The sequence below is a fragment of the Trinickia symbiotica genome (assembly GCF_002934455.1).
Taxonomy (GTDB): Bacteria; Pseudomonadota; Gammaproteobacteria; order Burkholderiales; family Burkholderiaceae; genus Trinickia; species Trinickia symbiotica.
On the sequence record NZ_PTIR01000001.1, the window covers coordinates 652,032 to 669,093 of the forward strand.

16 protein-coding genes, 1 other RNA gene and 1 pseudogene are annotated in these 17,062 nt (G+C 63.0%); 5 read left to right on the top strand and 13 right to left on the bottom strand.

The genetic code is table 11. The features are described 5' to 3' along the window. Positions 1–3 precede the first annotated feature (3 nt). The 3 genes from serC to gyrA all read right to left on the bottom strand — a co-directional run bounded on the left by serC (position 4) and on the right by gyrA (position 4,759). Positions 4–1,086 carry a 3-phosphoserine/phosphohydroxythreonine transaminase gene (gene serC / locus B0G57_RS02960; protein WP_018439105.1) on the bottom strand — a complete coding sequence of 361 codons (1,083 nt, stop codon included), beginning with the start codon at positions 1,084–1,086 and terminating at the stop codon, positions 4–6. Between the two features lie 298 nt (positions 1,087–1,384). Further along, complete coding sequence (locus B0G57_RS02965; protein WP_018439106.1) at positions 1,385–1,996, bottom strand: DUF2059 domain-containing protein; 612 nt, start codon at positions 1,994–1,996, stop codon at positions 1,385–1,387. Between the two features lie 153 nt (positions 1,997–2,149). Continuing rightward, on the bottom strand, positions 2,150–4,759 hold the full coding sequence (gene gyrA, locus B0G57_RS02970; RefSeq protein WP_018439107.1) for a DNA gyrase subunit A: 2,610 nt from the start codon (positions 4,757–4,759) through the stop codon (positions 2,150–2,152). 608 nt (positions 4,760–5,367) lie between these two features. Between gyrA and ompA the strand changes: the two genes are divergently transcribed. From ompA to ssrA, 4 genes are all read left to right on the top strand, one after another. Continuing rightward, positions 5,368–6,030: an outer membrane protein OmpA gene (gene ompA, locus B0G57_RS02975; RefSeq protein WP_018439109.1), complete on the top strand. Its 663-nt coding sequence runs from the start codon at positions 5,368–5,370 to the stop codon at positions 6,028–6,030. A gap of 213 nt (positions 6,031–6,243) precedes the next feature. Continuing rightward, the gene (ubiG, locus tag B0G57_RS02980) at positions 6,244–6,942 is read left to right on the top strand and encodes a bifunctional 2-polyprenyl-6-hydroxyphenol methylase/3-demethylubiquinol 3-O-methyltransferase UbiG (RefSeq protein ID WP_018439110.1); all 699 of its coding nucleotides are present in this window, start codon (positions 6,244–6,246) and stop codon (positions 6,940–6,942) included. 67 nt (positions 6,943–7,009) lie between these two features. Further along, entirely contained in the window at positions 7,010–7,732 is a 723-nt protein-coding gene (locus B0G57_RS02985; RefSeq protein ID WP_018439111.1) for an HAD-IA family hydrolase, read from the top strand. A 106-nt stretch (positions 7,733–7,838) separates the two neighbouring features. After that, positions 7,839–8,197: a transfer-messenger RNA gene (gene ssrA, locus B0G57_RS02990) on the top strand. Positions 8,198–8,416: 219 nt separating this feature from the next. Here the strand turns inward: ssrA and B0G57_RS32225 are convergent. The 6 genes and pseudogenes from B0G57_RS32225 to B0G57_RS03020 form a co-directional block, all read right to left on the bottom strand. Continuing rightward, positions 8,417–8,617, bottom strand: a pseudogene (locus tag B0G57_RS32225) (HNH endonuclease); the annotation flags it as partial. A 214-nt stretch (positions 8,618–8,831) separates the two neighbouring features. Beyond that, positions 8,832–9,233, bottom strand: a complete 402-nt coding sequence (locus B0G57_RS03000) for a type II toxin-antitoxin system HicB family antitoxin (RefSeq protein ID WP_020566011.1) — start codon at positions 9,231–9,233, stop codon at positions 8,832–8,834. A gap of 51 nt (positions 9,234–9,284) precedes the next feature. Then, positions 9,285–9,467 carry a type II toxin-antitoxin system HicA family toxin gene (locus B0G57_RS03005; protein ID WP_018439114.1) on the bottom strand — a complete coding sequence of 61 codons (183 nt, stop codon included), beginning with the start codon at positions 9,465–9,467 and terminating at the stop codon, positions 9,285–9,287. A gap of 159 nt (positions 9,468–9,626) precedes the next feature. Next, positions 9,627–10,136: a hypothetical protein gene (locus B0G57_RS03010; RefSeq protein ID WP_018439115.1), complete on the bottom strand. Its 510-nt coding sequence runs from the start codon at positions 10,134–10,136 to the stop codon at positions 9,627–9,629. Between the two features lie 195 nt (positions 10,137–10,331). Then, the gene (locus tag B0G57_RS03015; RefSeq protein WP_018439116.1) at positions 10,332–11,768 is read right to left on the bottom strand and encodes an aldehyde dehydrogenase family protein; all 1,437 of its coding nucleotides are present in this window, start codon (positions 11,766–11,768) and stop codon (positions 10,332–10,334) included. 54 nt (positions 11,769–11,822) lie between these two features. Then, positions 11,823–13,475, bottom strand: coding sequence for an acetolactate synthase large subunit (locus B0G57_RS03020; protein WP_018439117.1), 1,653 nt, complete (start codon positions 13,473–13,475; stop codon positions 11,823–11,825). 333 nt (positions 13,476–13,808) lie between these two features. Between B0G57_RS03020 and B0G57_RS03025 the strand changes: the two genes are divergently transcribed. Next, positions 13,809–14,258 carry an ATP-binding protein gene (locus B0G57_RS03025; RefSeq protein ID WP_018439118.1) on the top strand — a complete coding sequence of 150 codons (450 nt, stop codon included), beginning with the start codon at positions 13,809–13,811 and terminating at the stop codon, positions 14,256–14,258. 63 nt (positions 14,259–14,321) lie between these two features. Here B0G57_RS03025 and B0G57_RS03030 read toward each other — a convergent pair whose 3' ends face one another. The 4 genes from B0G57_RS03030 to B0G57_RS03045 are packed head-to-tail and all read right to left on the bottom strand — an operon-like array spanning position 14,322 to position 17,062. After that, on the bottom strand, positions 14,322–15,680 hold the full coding sequence (locus tag B0G57_RS03030; RefSeq protein WP_018439119.1) for a PAS domain-containing protein: 1,359 nt from the start codon (positions 15,678–15,680) through the stop codon (positions 14,322–14,324). After that, on the bottom strand, positions 15,677–16,309 hold the full coding sequence (locus tag B0G57_RS03035; protein ID WP_199189618.1) for a SpoIIE family protein phosphatase: 633 nt from the start codon (positions 16,307–16,309) through the stop codon (positions 15,677–15,679). The genes B0G57_RS03030 and B0G57_RS03035 overlap by 4 nt, the downstream gene beginning before the upstream one ends. Beyond that, positions 16,297–16,698 carry an anti-sigma regulatory factor gene (locus B0G57_RS03040; RefSeq protein WP_018439121.1) on the bottom strand — a complete coding sequence of 134 codons (402 nt, stop codon included), beginning with the start codon at positions 16,696–16,698 and terminating at the stop codon, positions 16,297–16,299. The genes B0G57_RS03035 and B0G57_RS03040 overlap by 13 nt, the downstream gene beginning before the upstream one ends. Beyond that, on the bottom strand, positions 16,688–17,062 hold the full coding sequence (locus B0G57_RS03045; protein WP_018439122.1) for an STAS domain-containing protein: 375 nt from the start codon (positions 17,060–17,062) through the stop codon (positions 16,688–16,690). The genes B0G57_RS03040 and B0G57_RS03045 overlap by 11 nt, the downstream gene beginning before the upstream one ends.

Here is a 17,062-nt window from a genome sequence, read left to right on the forward strand (position 1 = left end):
GCGTCATGCGCGGTCCTTTTCGAATTCCTTCATATACTCGACGAGCGCGTTCACGCCTTCGAGCGGCACCGCGTTGTAAATCGACGCCCGCATGCCGCCGACGGACTTGTGGCCCTTCAGCTGCATCAGCCCGCGCGCTTTCGCGCCGGCAAGGAAATCTTCGTTCCGCGACTCGTCCGCGAGAAAGAACGGCACGTTCATCCGCGAACGCGAAGCGCGTTCAACCTTGTTGATATAAAAGTCGCTGGCGTCGATCGTGTCGTAAAGGAGCTTCGACTTCTCGACGTTGCGCGCCTCGATCGCCCGCACGCCGCCCTGGCGCTTGAGCCACTTGAAGACGAGCCCCGCGATGTAGATCGCGTAGGTGGGCGGTGTGTTGTACATCGAGTTGTTCGCGGCGACGGTCTTCCACTCGAACGCCGACGGGCAGATCGCCAGCGCCCGCTCGAGCAAGTCCTCGCGCACGACGACGAGCGTCACGCCCGCCATGCCGATGTTCTTTTGCGCGCCGCCGAACAGCACGCCGAACTTGGCGACATCGAGCGGGCGCGACAGCACGTGCGAGGAGACATCCGCGACGAGCGGTATGTCGCCGAGATCGGGGATGTCGAAGGTCTCGACGCCGTGGATCGTCTCGTTCGTGCAGAGATGAACGTAAGCCGGATCGTCGGACAGTTGCCATTCGGCGCGCCGCGGCGCGCGCGTGAAGCCGTCGGACGTCTCGCCGCTCGCGGCGAGGTGCGGCGTGCAGTACTTCGCCGCCTCCTTGAACGATTTGTTCGACCACGAGCCCGTCACGACGAAATCGGCCGTCTTGCGCGAGCCGAGCATGTTCATCGGAACGATCGCATTCTCGGCTAGTCCGCCACCCTGCATGAAAAGGATGTGATGGCTCGCGGGCACTTCGAGCAGCTCGCGCAGATCGCCCAGCGCCTCTTCGTGGATCGACATGAACTCGCGCCCGCGATGGCTCATCTCCATCACGCTCATGCCGCTGCCGCGCCAATCGAGCATTTCTTCGGCCGCTTGACGCAGGACCTCCTCCGGCATGGCGGCCGGACCGGCAGCGAAGTTGAAGACGCGCATCGTGAAAAACCCCTGAGATCGATGGTGAGGCGCTGCGGCGAAAGCGAACGGCCTGGCGGCGACAGGCCCGGCTACGAGAGGCGGGCCCAGTCGAAAAAAGAAAAATGGCCGTCCGCGCATATCGCGCAAACGACCATTTTATCGCAGTGCCGTATAAACGACGACGGAACGCGCCTGTTGCCTCGCGCCCAAACCTCCGTTCGGAGCGCCTGAGGCACGCCGGGCAACGAGCCCGCAGCCGCAGCTACCGCCACGGCCACGGCCGCCCGAGAGCGGCCAATGCTGCTCGCCGCCGGGCTTACTTGGCCGCCGGCTTGACTCCCGCGACTTCCTTGTCGGCCTGGTCGCGCGTCGCCTTGATCGATTGCGGCATGTACTTCTGCATGAGGCCGTTCACGACGTCGCGACCCACCTGGTCTTGCACCTCGATGAACTTGCGGCCGGTCGGGCTCTTGTAGAACGTCGTCAGGTCTTTGATTTCCTGCGTCGTATAGTACTTCGCGTAGGCTTCATATTGAGCCTGCATCGCGTCCTGGCGGAACTGGTCGCTCGCGAAAACCTGGCCGGCCGAGTCGACGAGCTTCGGCACCGCGTTCTTCTGCAGCGTGGGCACGGCAGCCTGCTTCTGCTTGTCCGTCATCGTCTTGTTCTCGGTCAGCGCGTCCGACAGAATCGCCGGGACGAGCTGCTTCGCCTGCATCTGCGCGCTGTTGCCGATCGCACTGACGAGTTTTTGCGCGTCGATCGCGGCAAGCAGTTCCTTGATCGCGCCTTGCTTGGCCGGATCGTTCGCATCGGCGGCCGGTGCCGGCGCCGCCGGAGCCGACTGCTGCGACTGGAGCGCTTGCGCCATCGCGAAGGTCGGCACGAAGGCGGCCAGCAGCATCCATTGCTTGAAACGTCGTTGCATCTTCACTCCCTCTAAAAAATAAGTCGATTATCTCGCGCGCGTGGCTCGCAGCTTACGCTGCGCGGCCCTCTCCCCCGCCATTCGCGCGTCATGGCCGAGTGCTGTCCGCCGAGCGCAAAACGCCGTTCGGCGAGACGTCCATCCATGGGTCGATCAGGCTTCGCCGCCCTCGCCGTTGCCGTCCTCGGCGACTTCGCCATCCGCGTCCGCTTCGGCGATCTTCTGAAGACCGGAGAGTTTCGTGCCTTCGTCAAGGCTGATGAGTGTAACACCCTGCGTCGCGCGGCCCATCTCGCGGATCTCCGAGACGCGCGTGCGGATCAGCACTCCCGTCGTCGTGATCAGCATGATTTCGTCCTCGGCGTCGACGAGCGTTGCCGCGACCACCTTGCCATTGCGCTCCGACGTCTGGATCGCGATCATCCCCTTCGTGCCGCGGCCGTGCCGCGTGTACTCGGCAATCGGCGTGCGCTTGCCGTAGCCGTTCTCGGTTGCCGTCAGCACCGACTGCGTCTCGCTGCCCGCGACCAGCATCGCGATGACCTGCTGCCCGTCCTCGAGCTGCATGCCGCGCACGCCGCGCGCCTCGCGGCCCATCGGACGAACGTCGTTCTCGTCGAAGCGCACCGCCTTGCCGGCGTCGGAGAACAGCATGACATCGTGCTGGCCGTCCGTGATCGCGGCGCCGATCAGATAATCGCCCTCGTCGAGCCCGACCGCAATAATACCTTTGCGCAATGGTCTGCTGAAAGCCTCGAGCGGCGTCTTCTTCACCGTGCCGAGTGACGTCGTCATGAAAACGAATTTGTCGGCCGAAAATTCCTTGACCGGCAAGACGACGTTGATCTTTTCACCTTCTTGCAGCGGGAACATATTGACGATCGGCCGCCCGCGCGAATTGCGCGAGCCTTGCGGCACCTCGTAGACCTTCACCCAATAGACGCGTCCGCGATTCGAGAAGCAGAGAATGTGGTCGTGCGTGTTCGCGATGAAGAGCGTGTCGATCCAGTCGTCTTCCTTCATCTGCGTGGCCTGCTTGCCGCGCCCGCCGCGCTTTTGCGCGCGATATTCGGAAAGCGGCTGCGACTTCACGTAGCCCGCGTGCGACATCGTGACGACCATGTCCTGCGGCGTAATCAGATCCTCGGTGTTGAGCTCGGTTGCGTTGAGCTCGAGCGTCGATCGGCGCGCATCGCCGAACTCGGCCTTCACCGCGGCGAGTTCGTCGCCGATGATCGTCGTGATCCGCTCGGGGCGCGCGAGAATGTCGAGCAGATCGGCGATCTGCGCCATCACCTCGCGATACTCGCCGATGATCTTGTCCTGCTCGAGGCCCGTGAGGCGTTGCAGGCGCATCTGCAGAATTTCCTGCGCCTGCGTATCGGAAAGCTTGTAGAGCCCGTCGCCCTGCATGCCGAACGCCGGGTTCAGCCCTTCGGGCCGGTAGGCTTCGCGCCCGCCCGCCGCCGCATTGTCGGTTTCGGCGCGCGTCAGCATCTCGCGCACGAGCGACGAATCCCAGGCGCGTGCCATCAGCTCCTGCTTCGCGATCGGCGGCGTGGGCGCCGCCTTGATGATGGCGATGAATTCGTCGATGTTCGCGAGCGCGACCGCAAGGCCCTCGAGCACGTGGCCGCGCTCGCGCGCCTTGCGCAGCTCGTAGACGGTGCGCCGCGTGAGCACCTCGCGCCGGTGCGAGAGGAACGCCTCGAGCATTTCCCTCAGATTGAGGAGCTTCGGCTGGTTGTCGACGAGCGCGACGAGATTGATGCCGAACGTATCCTGCAGCTGCGTCGCCTTGTACAGATTATTGAGGACGACTTCGGGCACCTCGCCGCGCTTGAGCTCGATCACAACGCGCATGCCGCTCTTGTCGGACTCGTCGCGAATATCGGAAATGCCCTCGAGCTTCTTCTCGTTGACGAGCTCGGCAATGCGCTCGAGCAGCGAGCGCTTGTTGACCTGATAGGGGAGCTCGTCGACGATGATCGCCATGCGCTGGCCGCGGTCGATCTCCTCGAAATGCGTCTTCGCGCGCATCACGACGCGCCCGCGGCCCGTGCGGTAGCCCTCGCGCACGCCGGCGAGGCCGTAGATGATGCCGCCGGTCGGGAAATCGGGCGCCGGGATGATTTCCAGGAGCTCGTCGATGCCCGCGGCCGGATTCTTCAGAAGATGCTGGCAGGCGTCGACGACCTCGCCGAGATTGTGCGGCGGAATGTTCGTCGCCATCCCGACCGCGATGCCCGACGAGCCGTTGATCAGCAGATTCGGAATGCGCGCGGGCAGAATCAGCGGCTCGTTCTCGCTGCCGTCGTAGTTCGGTCCGAAGTCGACCGTTTCCTTGTCGATGTCGGCGAGCAGCTCGTGGCCGATCTTCGCCATGCGAATTTCGGTGTAGCGCATCGCCGCGGCGTTGTCGCCGTCGACCGAACCGAAATTGCCCTGCCCGTCGACGAGCATGTAGCGCAGCGAGAAGTGCTGCGCCATGCGCACGATCGTGTCGTAGACCGCCTGATCGCCGTGCGGATGGTACTTACCGATAACGTCGCCGACGATACGCGCCGACTTCTTATAAGCGCGATTCCAGTCGTTGTTGAGCTCGTGCATCGCGTAGAGGACGCGCCGGTGCACGGGCTTCAGGCCGTCTCGGACGTCGGGAAGCGCGCGCCCCACGATGACGCTCATCGCGTACTCGATGTACGAGCGGCGCATTTCCTCCTCGAGGGAGATGGGCAGAGTCTCTTTGGCGAATTGATCCATTATCCGTGTCTTGTTCAGGCGAGGACGAGCCCGGACAGGCGTTTCGACGGCGGCTGGCAGGATGCCCCGACCTTTGTCCGACCGCCCCGAGTCGCCTCAATCCGGTTCGTTCCCGCACGGCCCAAGCGAGCGCCGGGCATCACGCGATTCTAACACGCGGCAGACGCCCGCCCGCGGCAGGTACGTATCCCCCATTGAGGAAGGTCGGGAAGGCGTTGTCGAGGCATTTTGCAAGCCACCACCGGTACGGCGCGCGGTGGGTCCGTCGGAAGTTTTGACTCACCCGGCGCGTGCGCGGCGAGTCGAATTTTCTTCCGCGCTGGCACGGAGCGTGCCCGCGCGCATCGGCCGCAAACGCCCGTCCTGCTTCGCTGTTGCTGATGCACCACATTCGAATGAGACGGCCCAAGGTCGGGGAACTTTTTTTTCGTAAGAAGGGAACGATATGGCAAAATGCCAACGCACTCGGCTAGACGCTGCTCGAAGTGTCTGCATGGCCGCCCGTTTCATGCGCTGCACCGATGTTATACTTCGAGCAATGTATGACTAGTCTTTGTCATCAAAGCTCGCAGTAAACCTGCGGTAATCTCAATTTCGAGAGGAGAAATATGAATAAACTTTCAAAGCTCGCGTTCATTGCAGCTACCGCAGTCATGGCTGCATCCGCTTCGGCACAGTCCGTGCCGGCGTCGCGACAAGCCACGAATGACAACTGGGTCAACGGCACCGGCGAATACGTGTGGATGAACGGCACGAACGAGCTTTGCTGGCGCGATGCTTTCTGGACGCCTGCAACGGCGAACGCCAAGTGCGACGGCGCTCTCGTCGCGCAAGCCCCGACGCCGCCGGTCGCTCCGCCGCCCGCGCCGCCGGCCATTACGAGCCAAAAGGTCACGTTCTCGGCTGACACGCTGTTCGACTTCGACAAGGCTGTCCTGAAGCCGGAAGGCAAGGCCAAGCTCGACGATCTGGCGAACCAGCTGCAAAACACGAATCTGGAAGTGGTCGTCGCCACGGGTTACACGGACCGCATCGGTTCGGACAAGTACAACGACCGTCTGTCGCTGCGTCGTGCGCAAGCTGTGAAGGCATACCTGGTCAGCAAGGGTATCCCGGCGAACAAGATCTACACGGAAGGCAAGGGCAAGCGCAACCCGGTCAAGGAATGCGCGGGCAAGAAGGTCACGGCCGCTCTGAAGGCCTGCCTGCAGCCGAACCGCCGCGTGGAAGTCGAAGTCGTCGGCACGAAGCAAGTGCAGCAAGGTCAGTAATAATAGAAGCAATGGCGCCCTTGCGGGCGTCTTGCGGCAAAACCCCGCCTCGGCGGGGTTTTTTTCTGCCGGCCACCGTCGCCGGGCCGGCTTTCCCGATCATTCCCGCGCGTGGGCGCCGTTGCGCCGTCAGTTAGCGCCGGTTTGCTTTTGTCAGCGCACGAGCCTCGATATACTCGGAACTGACCGCAGGCTTTGACTCATTTCGAACCTATGACGAACGCCGATCCCCATGAGCTCCAGAAATTCAGCGATCTCGCTCATCGCTGGTGGGATCCGAACGCGGAGTTCAAGCCGCTGCACGAGCTGAATCCCGTTCGGCTAGGCTGGATCGACGCCCATGCGCATCTTCCGGCCAAGCGTGTGCTCGATATCGGCTGCGGCGGCGGCATCCTGTCCGAATCGATGGCGGGGCTCGGCGCGCAAGTCAAAGGGATCGATCTTTCGTCGGAAGCGCTCGGCGTGGCCGATCTCCATAGTCTCGAAAGCGGGGTTTCCGTCGAGTACGAGGAGATTTCGGCCGAGGCGCTCGCGGCGCGAGAGCCGGCGAGCTACGACGTCGTCACGTGCATGGAAATGCTCGAGCACGTGCCCGATCCGGCCGCGATCGTGAAAGCCACCGCCACGCTCGTCAAGCCGGGCGGATGGGTCTTCTTCTCGACGCTGAACCGGAACGTCAAGGCGTACCTTTTCGCGGTCATCGGCGCCGAATACATCGCCCAGATGCTGCCGAAAGGCACGCACGACTATGCGCGTTTCATCCGCCCGTCCGAGCTGGCGGCCTTCGCTCGGGCCGCGGGGCTCACCGCTGCCGACCTCAAAGGCATCACGTATCGGCCGCTCGGCAAGCGCTTCGGGCTCTCGGACGATACGAGCGACAACTATATGTTTGCCTGCCGCCGCGACGGTTGAGGCACAAGCGTGGCCGCAGGCTCGAGCCGGCGGCCGTCGCCTTCCCGCTTTTCACGCCCTACTTCCCATGAATCAACCGATTCCCCAACCCGATCCGCGCCTTGGCGTCGGCCCCATCGATCTTTGCCGGGCCGTTCTGTTCGATCTGGACGGCACGTTGGCCGACACGGCACCCGATCTCGCGGCCGCCGCGAACAAAATGCGCGCGGATCGCGGACTCGACACGGTGCCGCTCGAGCAGTTGCGACCGCTCGCTTCGGCAGGTGCGCGCGGGCTCATCGGCGGGGCATTCGGGATCGGGCCCGAGCATCGAGAATTCCCGGCGATGCGCGAGGAGTTTCTCGCCAATTACGAGACGGATCTCTGCATCGAGACGACGCTCTTTCCCGGCATCGCCGAACTGCTCGACGAGCTCGACGCGCGCGATATCCGCTGGGGGATCGTGACGAACAAGGTCGGTCGGCTGACGATGCCGCTCGTCGAACGACTGGGGCTCGCAAGCCGGGCGCACTGCGTCGTTGCCGGCGACACGACGCCTCACGCGAAGCCCCATCCCGCCCCGCTGCTTCACGCGGCGGAGGTATTGGCGATGCGGCCCGACATCGTCGCCTATGTAGGCGACGACCTGCGCGATGTCCAGGCGGGCTTCGCCGCCGGCATGGTGACAGTCGCGGCGGCCTACGGCTATTGCGGCACCGACCTGCCGCCGGCGATGTGGCACGCGCAGCATATCGTCGACTCGCCGGTTCAGTTGCGGCGGCTACTCGCCGGGCTCAACTGTCGCGCCTGAACCGAAGACGCCGGCGATCGAGGGCCCTCGGCTTTCCTCACCGCGCTCTTGAATTCCCGAGGGGGCGCACCATCTTGCGTTCTGTGGGATAATTCACCCTTCGACCGGGGCCGACCTGGTTTCGACGTGGATAACGAAGCAGTGCAGGGCATACCGAGGACCCGTCACCTCGTAAATCAATGGGAACTTAAGTAACTGCGAACGACGAAACGTACGCATTGGCGGCTTAAACCCCGCCAACCTCGCACTGGCTCGCTGACGGGCTAGGGTCGCAAGACCAGCGAGGTCATTCACGTCAGCTAATCTCCGGCAGCGTCGCGAGGCCGGAGCCGAAAATCTAGCGACTCGCCGTAACGAAGCGTGTTCGTCCGCGTCGGTGCGGTTAAATCAAATGACAGAACTAAGTATGTAGAACTGGCTGTGGACTATTTGCGGACGCGGGTTCGATTCCCGCCGGCTCCACCAACATTCTTTCGACGCTTCTCCGAACTTCTTCTGACGGCCCTGCGGACATTCGTCTCGCGGGGCGTTAATGAGATGATCAGCCTGACGGAAACAGCCCGATCGGCTTACGCCGATCGGGCTGTATCGTTTTTCGGAGATCGGTTAGAGCACGCGCGACGCGCATAGAGCAACACGTCGACGTGGGCCGGCATTCAAGGGCTGGCATGGCGCCGGCCCTTTTTATGTAGGCCGGCGCAAGTACTGGCCGTACGGACCGCGGAGGTCCGGGCTGACCGCAATCAGTCTGTGCTCGTCATCGAACTGCATCAAGCCGCGGTCATATGCCCTATGCAGGTCGACACGCAGCGGGATTCCGTCCTCAGCCGGGTTGTGCCCGTCTCGCCAGTTGCGCCCGTGCAAGTGCGCCGCTTCCAATGGTTGCGGGACGTCGCAGCTTGGAGCGTGCGCCGTGGCTTATTGTCACCGCTCGGCTTTGCCAGTTGCCGAACTCTTCTTGCCGGCCCGACGGGTCGGCTTCGTCGCCATCTCTCTCGGAAAGTGCCGTCTCTTGCGGGTAGAGACCATCATATCGTCGGCGCATACATGTGAAAAGGCCCGCCGAAGCGGGCCTTGTACAGCATCTTTTGCCAGCCCGCTAGTGATGCGCCAATGCTTCTAACGCCACGCGCGCGAGAAACCCGCTTCGGGTTTCGTGACGAGCCTCGACGTAGGCATCGATCTTATGTAAGACAAAACGAGGGATGCTAATGTTGATCCGCTCCGGCTTCGTATCCAGCTTTGACAGGTCAACATCCACCAAAGCCCAAACGGCTCCGGCGTACTCCGGCTTTGCGGCTAGATCCTCCACAGTCGAGCAAGTGAAATCGACACTCTCCCCGAGCTCTACCAACGTTGATACATGACCAACAATCGCCTCCCTCGCATTGCGCATTGCTTCATCGATGGTATCGCCCCAAGAGTGGACGCCCGGAATATCCGGTACTGTCACTCCGTAGACGCTCCCATCGTCCTTGTGAATTGCGATGGGAAATTCCATGTTGCTACTCCCTCGACGCACCATATTCATCCTTTGTCGAAAAACCGCCGATCACTCGAGACCGGCGGCCTTCAGGATGCTTCTTAGAGTCCCAATTGGCAGATCCTTATTCGGATGCGGCACCGTCACAAGGCCCTGCTTTCTTGGGTGTTTAAAGTGATGGTGACTGCCGGTTACGCGCACCAGTTCCCAGCCACCCTCTTCGAGCATCCGGATCAGCCTTGATGAATTCATCGGTCGCCTCCGCATGCCTCGTGTGTAATTATACACACCACGTTGCGCCTTCGCAAAAAAATGTGTAGTTTTGTGCGCCAGATACGCAACCTGTGTAGGCCCATACAGGCCCGGCATGTGGTGCGTGCGAACGGCGTTCCGGCTACCACCGCGTCCGGGCTACGGCTCATTGGATCGGGGATGTCCTCTGAGGCTCTCTACCAGCTCTTGCACTTCCTGCCGAGTCTTCGTTACATCACGCTGGATCTGTTTCAACTCGTCGGTGGCTTCGGCAAGCGATGCCGCCATATTCTTGCCGGCCTCGAACGAGGCGACCATATTGGATAGCACGGTGGCGTTGAAGGCCGCGACGCCACCGACGGTCGCGATAGTTGCCGCTATGGCGGTCGTCACCGTGACAGTCTTGACGCTGCGAGCCTCCGCCCGCGCGGAAGCCGACTCGTCGCGGAATTCCTTCATCGCTGTCGCGAAACGTTCGTTCCCTTCATTCATCAGCTTTTGCTGTGCCTCGCGCCACCGAAAGAACAGAGCCCGCTCACTGCGCAGGCGCTCACCGAACAGCTTCCTATGCGAATCGAGCCTTTCATCAAATAACTTTGCGGTCGCCTCCAACCTATCGTCCAAATGGCGCAGGAGGAGTTGGAAATCTTCTTTCGTCGGTGCGGTCATTGCTGGAACAATTCAATTTCAAGAGATCGGCGCCGCAGCGTTCGGCGATGGTTGACAGAAGCATATCTGTCTCAAAACCCTAGTCGATCGATCTGCCGTAAATCGAGCTCAAAATCGCCCATTCGGATAAGCCCATGACCGGGAGGAGCCTCACGCCGTTCCCATTCCAACCTGCGCTTAGCTCCCCCGTCGGTCTCACCACGTCTCGCGCACGACCATCAGTCGCAGTTCAGTCATATCCTCGATCGCATAGCGAATACCCTCTCGGCCAAGCCCAGAATCCTTCACGCCGCCGTACGGCATATTGTCGACGCGAAACGACGGCACGTCGTTGATGACGACGCCGCCCACCTCGAGCGCGTCCCACGCGCGATGCGCATGCGTGAGCGAATCGGTGAAAATCCCTGCCTGCAGCCCGAAGTCGCTGTTGTTCACGACCGCGAGCGCCTCTTCGAAGTCACTGAAGCGCTCGAGGATCGCCACGGGCCCGAACGCCTCTCGCCGATAGAGATCGGTATCGCGCTTGACGCCTTCGAGCAGCGTCGCTTCGAACATCGCGCCGTCCACGTTCCCACCCGCGATGATTTTCGCTCCCGCTTGCACCGCACCCTCCATCCAGCCGGCAAGGCGCCGCGACTCCGATTCGGAGATCATGGGCCCGACGAACGTCTTCTCGTCCTTGGGATCACCCATTTTCAGGGACTTCGTCTTCGCGATCAGCTTCTCACGCAGCGCGTCGTAGAGCGACGCATGAATGAGAATCCGCTGCACGCCGATACAGCTTTGCCCCGATTGATAGAACGCGCCGAAGGCGAGCCTGTCCACCACGTAGTCGAGCTTGCCACCCTGATCGCCGTCGACGATCGCGGCCGCATTGCCGCCGAGCTCGAGGATGACTTTCTTCTTCCCCGCCTTTTTCTTGAGTTCCCAGCCGACGGCCGGCGAGCCCGTGAACGAAAGCAGCTTGAAGCGCTCGTCGGTCGTAAACAAGTCTGCTCCGTCGCGATGCGCGGGCAGCACGGAAAAGGCGCCCTTCGGCAAATCCGTCTCGGCCAGCACCTCGGCAATGATGAGCGCGCCTATAGGCGCGCGGCTCGCCGGCTTCATCACGAACGACACCCCCGCCGCAAGCGCCGGCGCCACTTTGTGCGCGGCAAGGTTGAGCGGGAAATTGAACGGCGAGATGAAGGAGCACGGTCCGATCGGCACACGCTTCACATAGCCGTGATAACCCTTCGCCCGCTGCGATATTTCGAGGTTGATGATCTCGCCGTCGATGCGGACAGACTCTTCGGCCGCGACCTTGAATGTATCGATGAGCCGCGTGACCTCGCCGCGCGAATCGTTGATCGGCTTGCCGGCTTCTATGCAAAGCGCCATCGCGAGCTCGTCGTAGCGCTCGCGAAAGCGCTTCACGCAATGCTCGAGCACCAGTTGCCGCTTGAACGGCGGGTAGGCGCGCAGCGCGGGCATCGCGTCCACGGCGGCCGAGATCGCCTTGTCGATGGCCTGCGCGTCGGCAAGCGCGACACGCGTCGCGACTTCGCCGCTGTATTTGTCGGTCACCTCGAGATCGGTGTTGGCCGCCACCGGTTCGTTCGCAAGGTAGTACGGGTACGTTGGCTTCAACATGTCATGTTCTCCTGGATGCGATTCGTTCGCTTAGGAAAAGCAATGCGCTGCGGCTCAAATCCGCGCCGACAAGCGCTTGATCTCGCGATTGAGCACGCGTTCGTTGTCCGAATAGTCGATGGGCACGTCGATCACATGCACCCCCGGCGTCGCGAAGCAATCGCGTACGAGCGGCGCGAACTCGGCAGCCGACGTGACGCGGTGACCCTGGGCGCCATAGCTCCTCGTATAGTCGACGAAATCGGGATTCGCGAGCGTCATCCCGTAGTCCGGAAAGTTCATGTTCTCCTGCTTCCAGCGGATCATGCCGAATGCATCGTCGCGCAAGATCAGCACCACCAGATCGAGCTTGAGCCGCACGGCTGTTTCGAGCTCCTGCGAGTTCATCATGAAGCCGCCGTCGCCGCAGACGGCGATGACTTTGCGATCGGGATGCACGATCTTCGTTGCGATCGCGGAAGGCAAGCCCGCCCCCATCGACGCGAGCGCGTTGTCGAGCAACAGCGAGTTCGGCTCGTGCGCGCGGTAATAGCGCGCAAACCAGATCTTGTACATGCCGTTGTCGAGGCAGATGATGCCGTCCTCGGGCATCGTCTCGTAGACGTCGTTGACGATCCGTACCGGGTACATCGGAAACCGGTCGTCATGCTGCCCCTTCACGAGGTGCGCCTCGAAGTGCTCCTTGATTTCCGTAAAGCGCGTGAAGTCCCACCGCTTTTCGCACGTTTTCAGGCTCTCCTTCAACTGCCATACCGCGTTGGCGATGTCGCCGACGACTTCGATCTGCGGAAAGTAGACAGGATCGACCTCGGCACCGAGGAAATTCACATGGATCACCGTCTTCTCGCCCGCGTCGGCGCCGCGCATGAAGAACGGCGGCTTCTCGATCACATCGTGCCCGACATTGATGATGCAGTCCGCGTGATCGATCGCGCGGTGCACGAAATCGCCGTCCGAAAGCGTCGCGTTCCCGAGCCACAGAGGGTGCGATTCGTCGATCACGCCCTTGCCCATCTGCGTCGTAAAGAACGGGATGCCTGTCTGATCGACGAATTCGCGCAGCACCTTGCGCGTCGTCTTGCGGTTGCCGCCGGCACCGATCATCAGAAGCGGGTGCCTCGCCCCGCCGATCGCATTGACGGCATGCGCGACGGCCTTTTCCTCGGCGACGGGACGTCGGCTGTAGCTCTTCGGAATCGGCTTGCCGTCGCCCTCTTCGTGCGCGACGTCTTCGGGCAGCTCGAGATGCGTTGCACCCGGCCGCTCCTCCTCGGCACGGCGAAACGCCTCGCGCACCAGCGCGGGGATATTGCCGATCGAGACGATTTGCCGCGAGTACTTCGTGAGCGGCTCCATCATGCGCACGACGTCGACGATCTGGAAGTGCCCCTGCTTGCTCGTCTTGATCGGCTTTTGGCCCGTCACCATCAGCATCGGCATGCCGCCGAGCTGAGCGTAGGCCGCGGCCGTGACGAAGTTGGTGGCGCCGGGGCCGAGCGTCGATAGGCACACGCCCGTGCGACCCGTCAACCGCCCGTACGTCGCGGCCATGAAACCGGCCGCCTGCTCATGGCGCGTCAGCACGAGCTTGATTTTCGAGCGGCGCAGCGACTCGAGCAGATCGAGGTTTTCCTCGCCCGGAATGCCGAATACGTATTCGACGCCTTCGGCTTCGAGCGACTTGACGAACAAATCGGATGCTTTCATGAGGACTCTCGTTGGATTCGTTTGACGATTGCGGGCGCGCGCGAGCGGCGGATGAAACGCCCGGCGTGCGCAAGAGGAACTGCAACTGCGATCGAACGAAAGAGCAGATTGCGCGAGCGAACGATCAGCGCGACCCTTGTCTGCCGCGCTCGCGCGTGTCGGACAGATTACTCCGGTAACAAAACATTGGCTTGCATCCGGGCCTTCGCTTATCTTATTGGGCAGTTTCGCTCGCTCCGCAGGAGGGGCCATGAGTCGGCTCAACGCTGTGCCATCGCGCCCTGCGCATCGCGGATTCGGGGAAGTCTTCGCGTCCGCCAGCAGGTTCGGATCATGACCGAGAACCGAGCGCCCGGACCCGCCGACCGTCTGGCTATCCGCGACGATTCGGACGTCGCGGTTGCGCGGCGCCGCGTTCGCGAGCTGGGTGCGCAGGAAGCACTTCCACCGCCCAAGATCGCGGCGCTGGAAACCGCCGTCACTGAGATCGCGCGCAATATCCTCGTGCACGCCGGAAAGGGAGAGCTCTCGTTCGGCACTCTCGCGGACGGCGGACGCCGTGGCGTTGCCGTTCTCGCTCGCGACTGGGGGCCGGGCATCGCCGATGTAGCGCAGGCGATGCAGGATGGCTATTCGACCGGCGATGGGCTGGGCCTGGGCCTGGCCGGCGCACGGCGTCTCGTCGACGAGTTCGAGATCGATTCGATTGTCGGCGCAGGCGTGACGGTGACGCTCAAGCAGTGGAACGACGCAATCGATTGGGGTTGGGACAAGCCGCTCTGAAGCGAGCGCGGCCGCGCGCGAGACGCCGACGGCGGGAACCGATTCCGACGCGCCGAATTATTTCTATTCGCGCGCTTCGACGGCCGCGAGCGGCAAGATGGCGGTCAGCTCGAAGCCCGAGCCCGGCGTCGTGCGGATCTGGATTTCGCCGCCGAGCAACGCCGCGCGCTCTCGCATACCGATCAGGCCGAACGAGTGCCGGCCGGGGCGGGAGTCCCGCGCGGCGGCGCCGCGGCCATTGTCGACGACGCGTACGATGCAATGCGGATCGCGCCGGACGATGTCGAGCACCACCTCGGTCGCGCCGGAATGGCGCGCAACGTTCGTCAGCGCCTCCTGCACCATGCGAAACACCTCGATCCTGCATTCGCGATTGAACTCGATCGCATCGACATCGATATGCCGGATCACCTTGACCTGATAGCGTGCGGAAAAGTCGCTGGCGAGCCATTCGATCGCCGGAATCAGCCCGAGATCGTCAAGCATGACCGGACGCAGATCCGCCGCGATCCGCCGCACGGAATCGATGAGTTGATCGATCATCGCGTACATGCCGCGCAGGTCGCCCTGCGATAGCGGCGGCGCCGCGCGGTTCGAGCCCTTGTGCTCGACGAGCGTCACGGCCATCTTCAGCGCGGTCAGTTGCTGCCCCAGGTCGTCGTGCAGCTCGCGCGCGATCCGGGCCTTCTCCTCCTCACGAATCCGCTGGATATGCGCCGACAGGCGCCGCAGTTCTTCACGCGAAACGCGCAGCGCTTGCTCGTCACGCTTGCGATCCGTGATGTCCATGATCCACCCCACCATCCGATAGGGCTCACCGGCATCGTCCCATAACGCCTGCCCGCGCGATTGAACCCATCGGAAACCACCCGATTTCGTGCGCAGCCGATACTCGACATCGTACGGGCGGCGCTCGCGCAGATGCATGTCCAGCCCTTGCTTCACGCGGCCGATATCGTCTGGGTGGACTGCATCGAGATGTGCACGACCCTCGTTGGGCAGCTCGTGATCCGCATAGCCCATGATTCCCTTGAAATGGGGCGAGAAATAGACTTCTCCGCTCTGCGGATTCCAGTCCCACAGTCCGGCCGTCGCGCCGCTCACGGCAAGTTGAAACCGCTCCTCGCTCGCCGCGAGCGCCGCTCGATAGCCGTGCAGCGACATCTCGAACGGCGCGAGCAGTTCGTTGAAAAACTCCGTCGAAGCATCGAGCCGTTCCTGTCGATCGGCGGCAGCCGGCAACACGAGCGCCTCCAATGCGGCGCGATGCAGCGCGGCCATCTCGAGCACGCCCAAGCCCTCGACCATCGCACGCCGACCCAATTCGTAGGCGCGTGTCCGTGCGGCCTCGTCGCGCTGCCCGAGATACGCCTCGAGACCCGAGACGTATTCGTCGACGAGCGCGTCGAGCCGCGTGGTCATGAGCCGGCTCCGAGATAGCGGGCCACGACGACATGCGCATCGTCCGAATCCTTCCCGTAGCGAACGAGAATCGATTCGGCGATTTCCTGAGGGCTGTACTCCATCGTCACGCCAGCGGAGAAATTGCTTCGAATGCCGTCTGTCGCCATGACGAGCGTGTCGCCTCGCGACAACGGGAGCCGGTCGGCCTTCAGCGGCGGAAGCCGATAGCCGACGACGCCGCCGCGCGTCGCAATCGCTTCGTCGCGCCGCTGCTGGCCGTCGCGAACGCGGCGGAGAATGCCGTCGACGTTGCCCACCCCAGTCCACGTCATCGAGCCATCGCGCGCGTCGAACGACGCCAGGGTCATGACGGCGCCTCGCGTCCCGCGCAGCGCCTCGTGGCATCGCTGCACGAGGCGCGCGACTGGCTCGGACGCATGCGCTTCGAGCACGGGGACGGCAGCCTGCGAGGCGGCCGCCGCGGCGTCGCCATGCCCAAGCCCATCGAGCAGTGCGACGAGCGTGCCGCCATCGAACGGGACAACGACGTGCAGATCGCCCGACGGCCCGTCGAGCGCACGACCCGCCCACCCCCATTCGACGATGGGGCCTCCTGGCGGGACGGTAGGGCTTATCATCTCAGCCATCGCTTCATCTTGATCGTCGTGCCCTTGCCGAGCGCCGACGTCAACTCGAATTCATCCATGACGCGCTTCGTGCCGGGCAGGCCGACGCCAAGGCTCCTCCCCGTCGAGTACCCGTCACGCATCGCGAGCTCGATGTCGGGAATGCCCGGCCCTTCGTCCCGAGCGACGATCTGAATGCCCTTGCGCGCGCCGTCGTCGAGGCGGCAGAGCACGATCTCGCCGCTCTTCGCATAGGAGACGATGTTGCGGGCCATCTCCGAGATCGCGAGCGCGATGATCGTTTGGTCAGTGGTCGAAAATCCCGTCGCGGCGGCGAGCTCGCGGCCTTTCTGGCGAGCCGTGACGATATCGGCTTCGCGCTCGATCGGGACCCGCACCTCACCCGTCATGGTGGCGGCCCCCTCTCGCTTGACCGCCGAGATGCGCGAGCCCCTCTTCGAGATCGAGCGCAGTGATGACGCCATCGAGCGAAAGCCCGAGTTGCACCATCGCGAACGCCACGTCGGGCTGAATGCCGACGACAACCGTCGCGGCGCCGCGCAGCTTCGCGACATAGGCGATCGCGCGCATCGTGCGCGTCGCGAACGAATCGAGCACGTCGAGTGCGGTCACGTCGATGAGAACACCTTTGATCCGCAAGCGCCCTATCTGCTCCGCGAACCCGTCGCGAAGGTCGATGAGATCCTGATCCGACAGCGCGGATTGAATCGACGCGATGAGCACATCGCCTTGTTTGAGGATCGGAACGGACAC

Bases quoted from the DNA above. Each gene is read 5' to 3' on its own strand.
- serC (WP_018439105.1), bottom strand. From the start codon at position 1,086: ATGCGCGTCTTCAACTTCGCTGCCGGTCCGGCCGCCATGCCGGAGGAG.
- B0G57_RS03040 (WP_018439121.1), bottom strand. From the start codon at position 16,698: ATGACGGGTGAGGTGCGGGTCCCGATCGAGCGCGAAGCCGATATCGTC.
- ubiG (WP_018439110.1), top strand. From the start codon at position 6,244: ATGACGAACGCCGATCCCCATGAGCTCCAGAAATTCAGCGATCTCGCT.
- B0G57_RS03015 (WP_018439116.1), bottom strand. From the start codon at position 11,768: ATGTTGAAGCCAACGTACCCGTACTACCTTGCGAACGAACCGGTGGCG.
- gyrA (WP_018439107.1), bottom strand. From the start codon at position 4,759: ATGGATCAATTCGCCAAAGAGACTCTGCCCATCTCCCTCGAGGAGGAA.
- B0G57_RS03005 (WP_018439114.1), bottom strand. From the start codon at position 9,467: ATGAATTCATCAAGGCTGATCCGGATGCTCGAAGAGGGTGGCTGGGAA.
- B0G57_RS03025 (WP_018439118.1), top strand. From the start codon at position 13,809: ATGACCGAGAACCGAGCGCCCGGACCCGCCGACCGTCTGGCTATCCGC.
- B0G57_RS03020 (WP_018439117.1), bottom strand. From the start codon at position 13,475: ATGAAAGCATCCGATTTGTTCGTCAAGTCGCTCGAAGCCGAAGGCGTC.
- B0G57_RS03010 (WP_018439115.1), bottom strand. From the start codon at position 10,136: ATGACCGCACCGACGAAAGAAGATTTCCAACTCCTCCTGCGCCATTTG.
- ompA (WP_018439109.1), top strand. From the start codon at position 5,368: ATGAATAAACTTTCAAAGCTCGCGTTCATTGCAGCTACCGCAGTCATG.
- B0G57_RS03030 (WP_018439119.1), bottom strand. From the start codon at position 15,680: ATGACCACGCGGCTCGACGCGCTCGTCGACGAATACGTCTCGGGTCTC.
- B0G57_RS03035 (WP_199189618.1), bottom strand. From the start codon at position 16,309: ATGGCTGAGATGATAAGCCCTACCGTCCCGCCAGGAGGCCCCATCGTC.
- B0G57_RS03000 (WP_020566011.1), bottom strand. From the start codon at position 9,233: ATGGAATTTCCCATCGCAATTCACAAGGACGATGGGAGCGTCTACGGA.
- B0G57_RS02965 (WP_018439106.1), bottom strand. From the start codon at position 1,996: ATGCAACGACGTTTCAAGCAATGGATGCTGCTGGCCGCCTTCGTGCCG.
- B0G57_RS02985 (WP_018439111.1), top strand. From the start codon at position 7,010: ATGAATCAACCGATTCCCCAACCCGATCCGCGCCTTGGCGTCGGCCCC.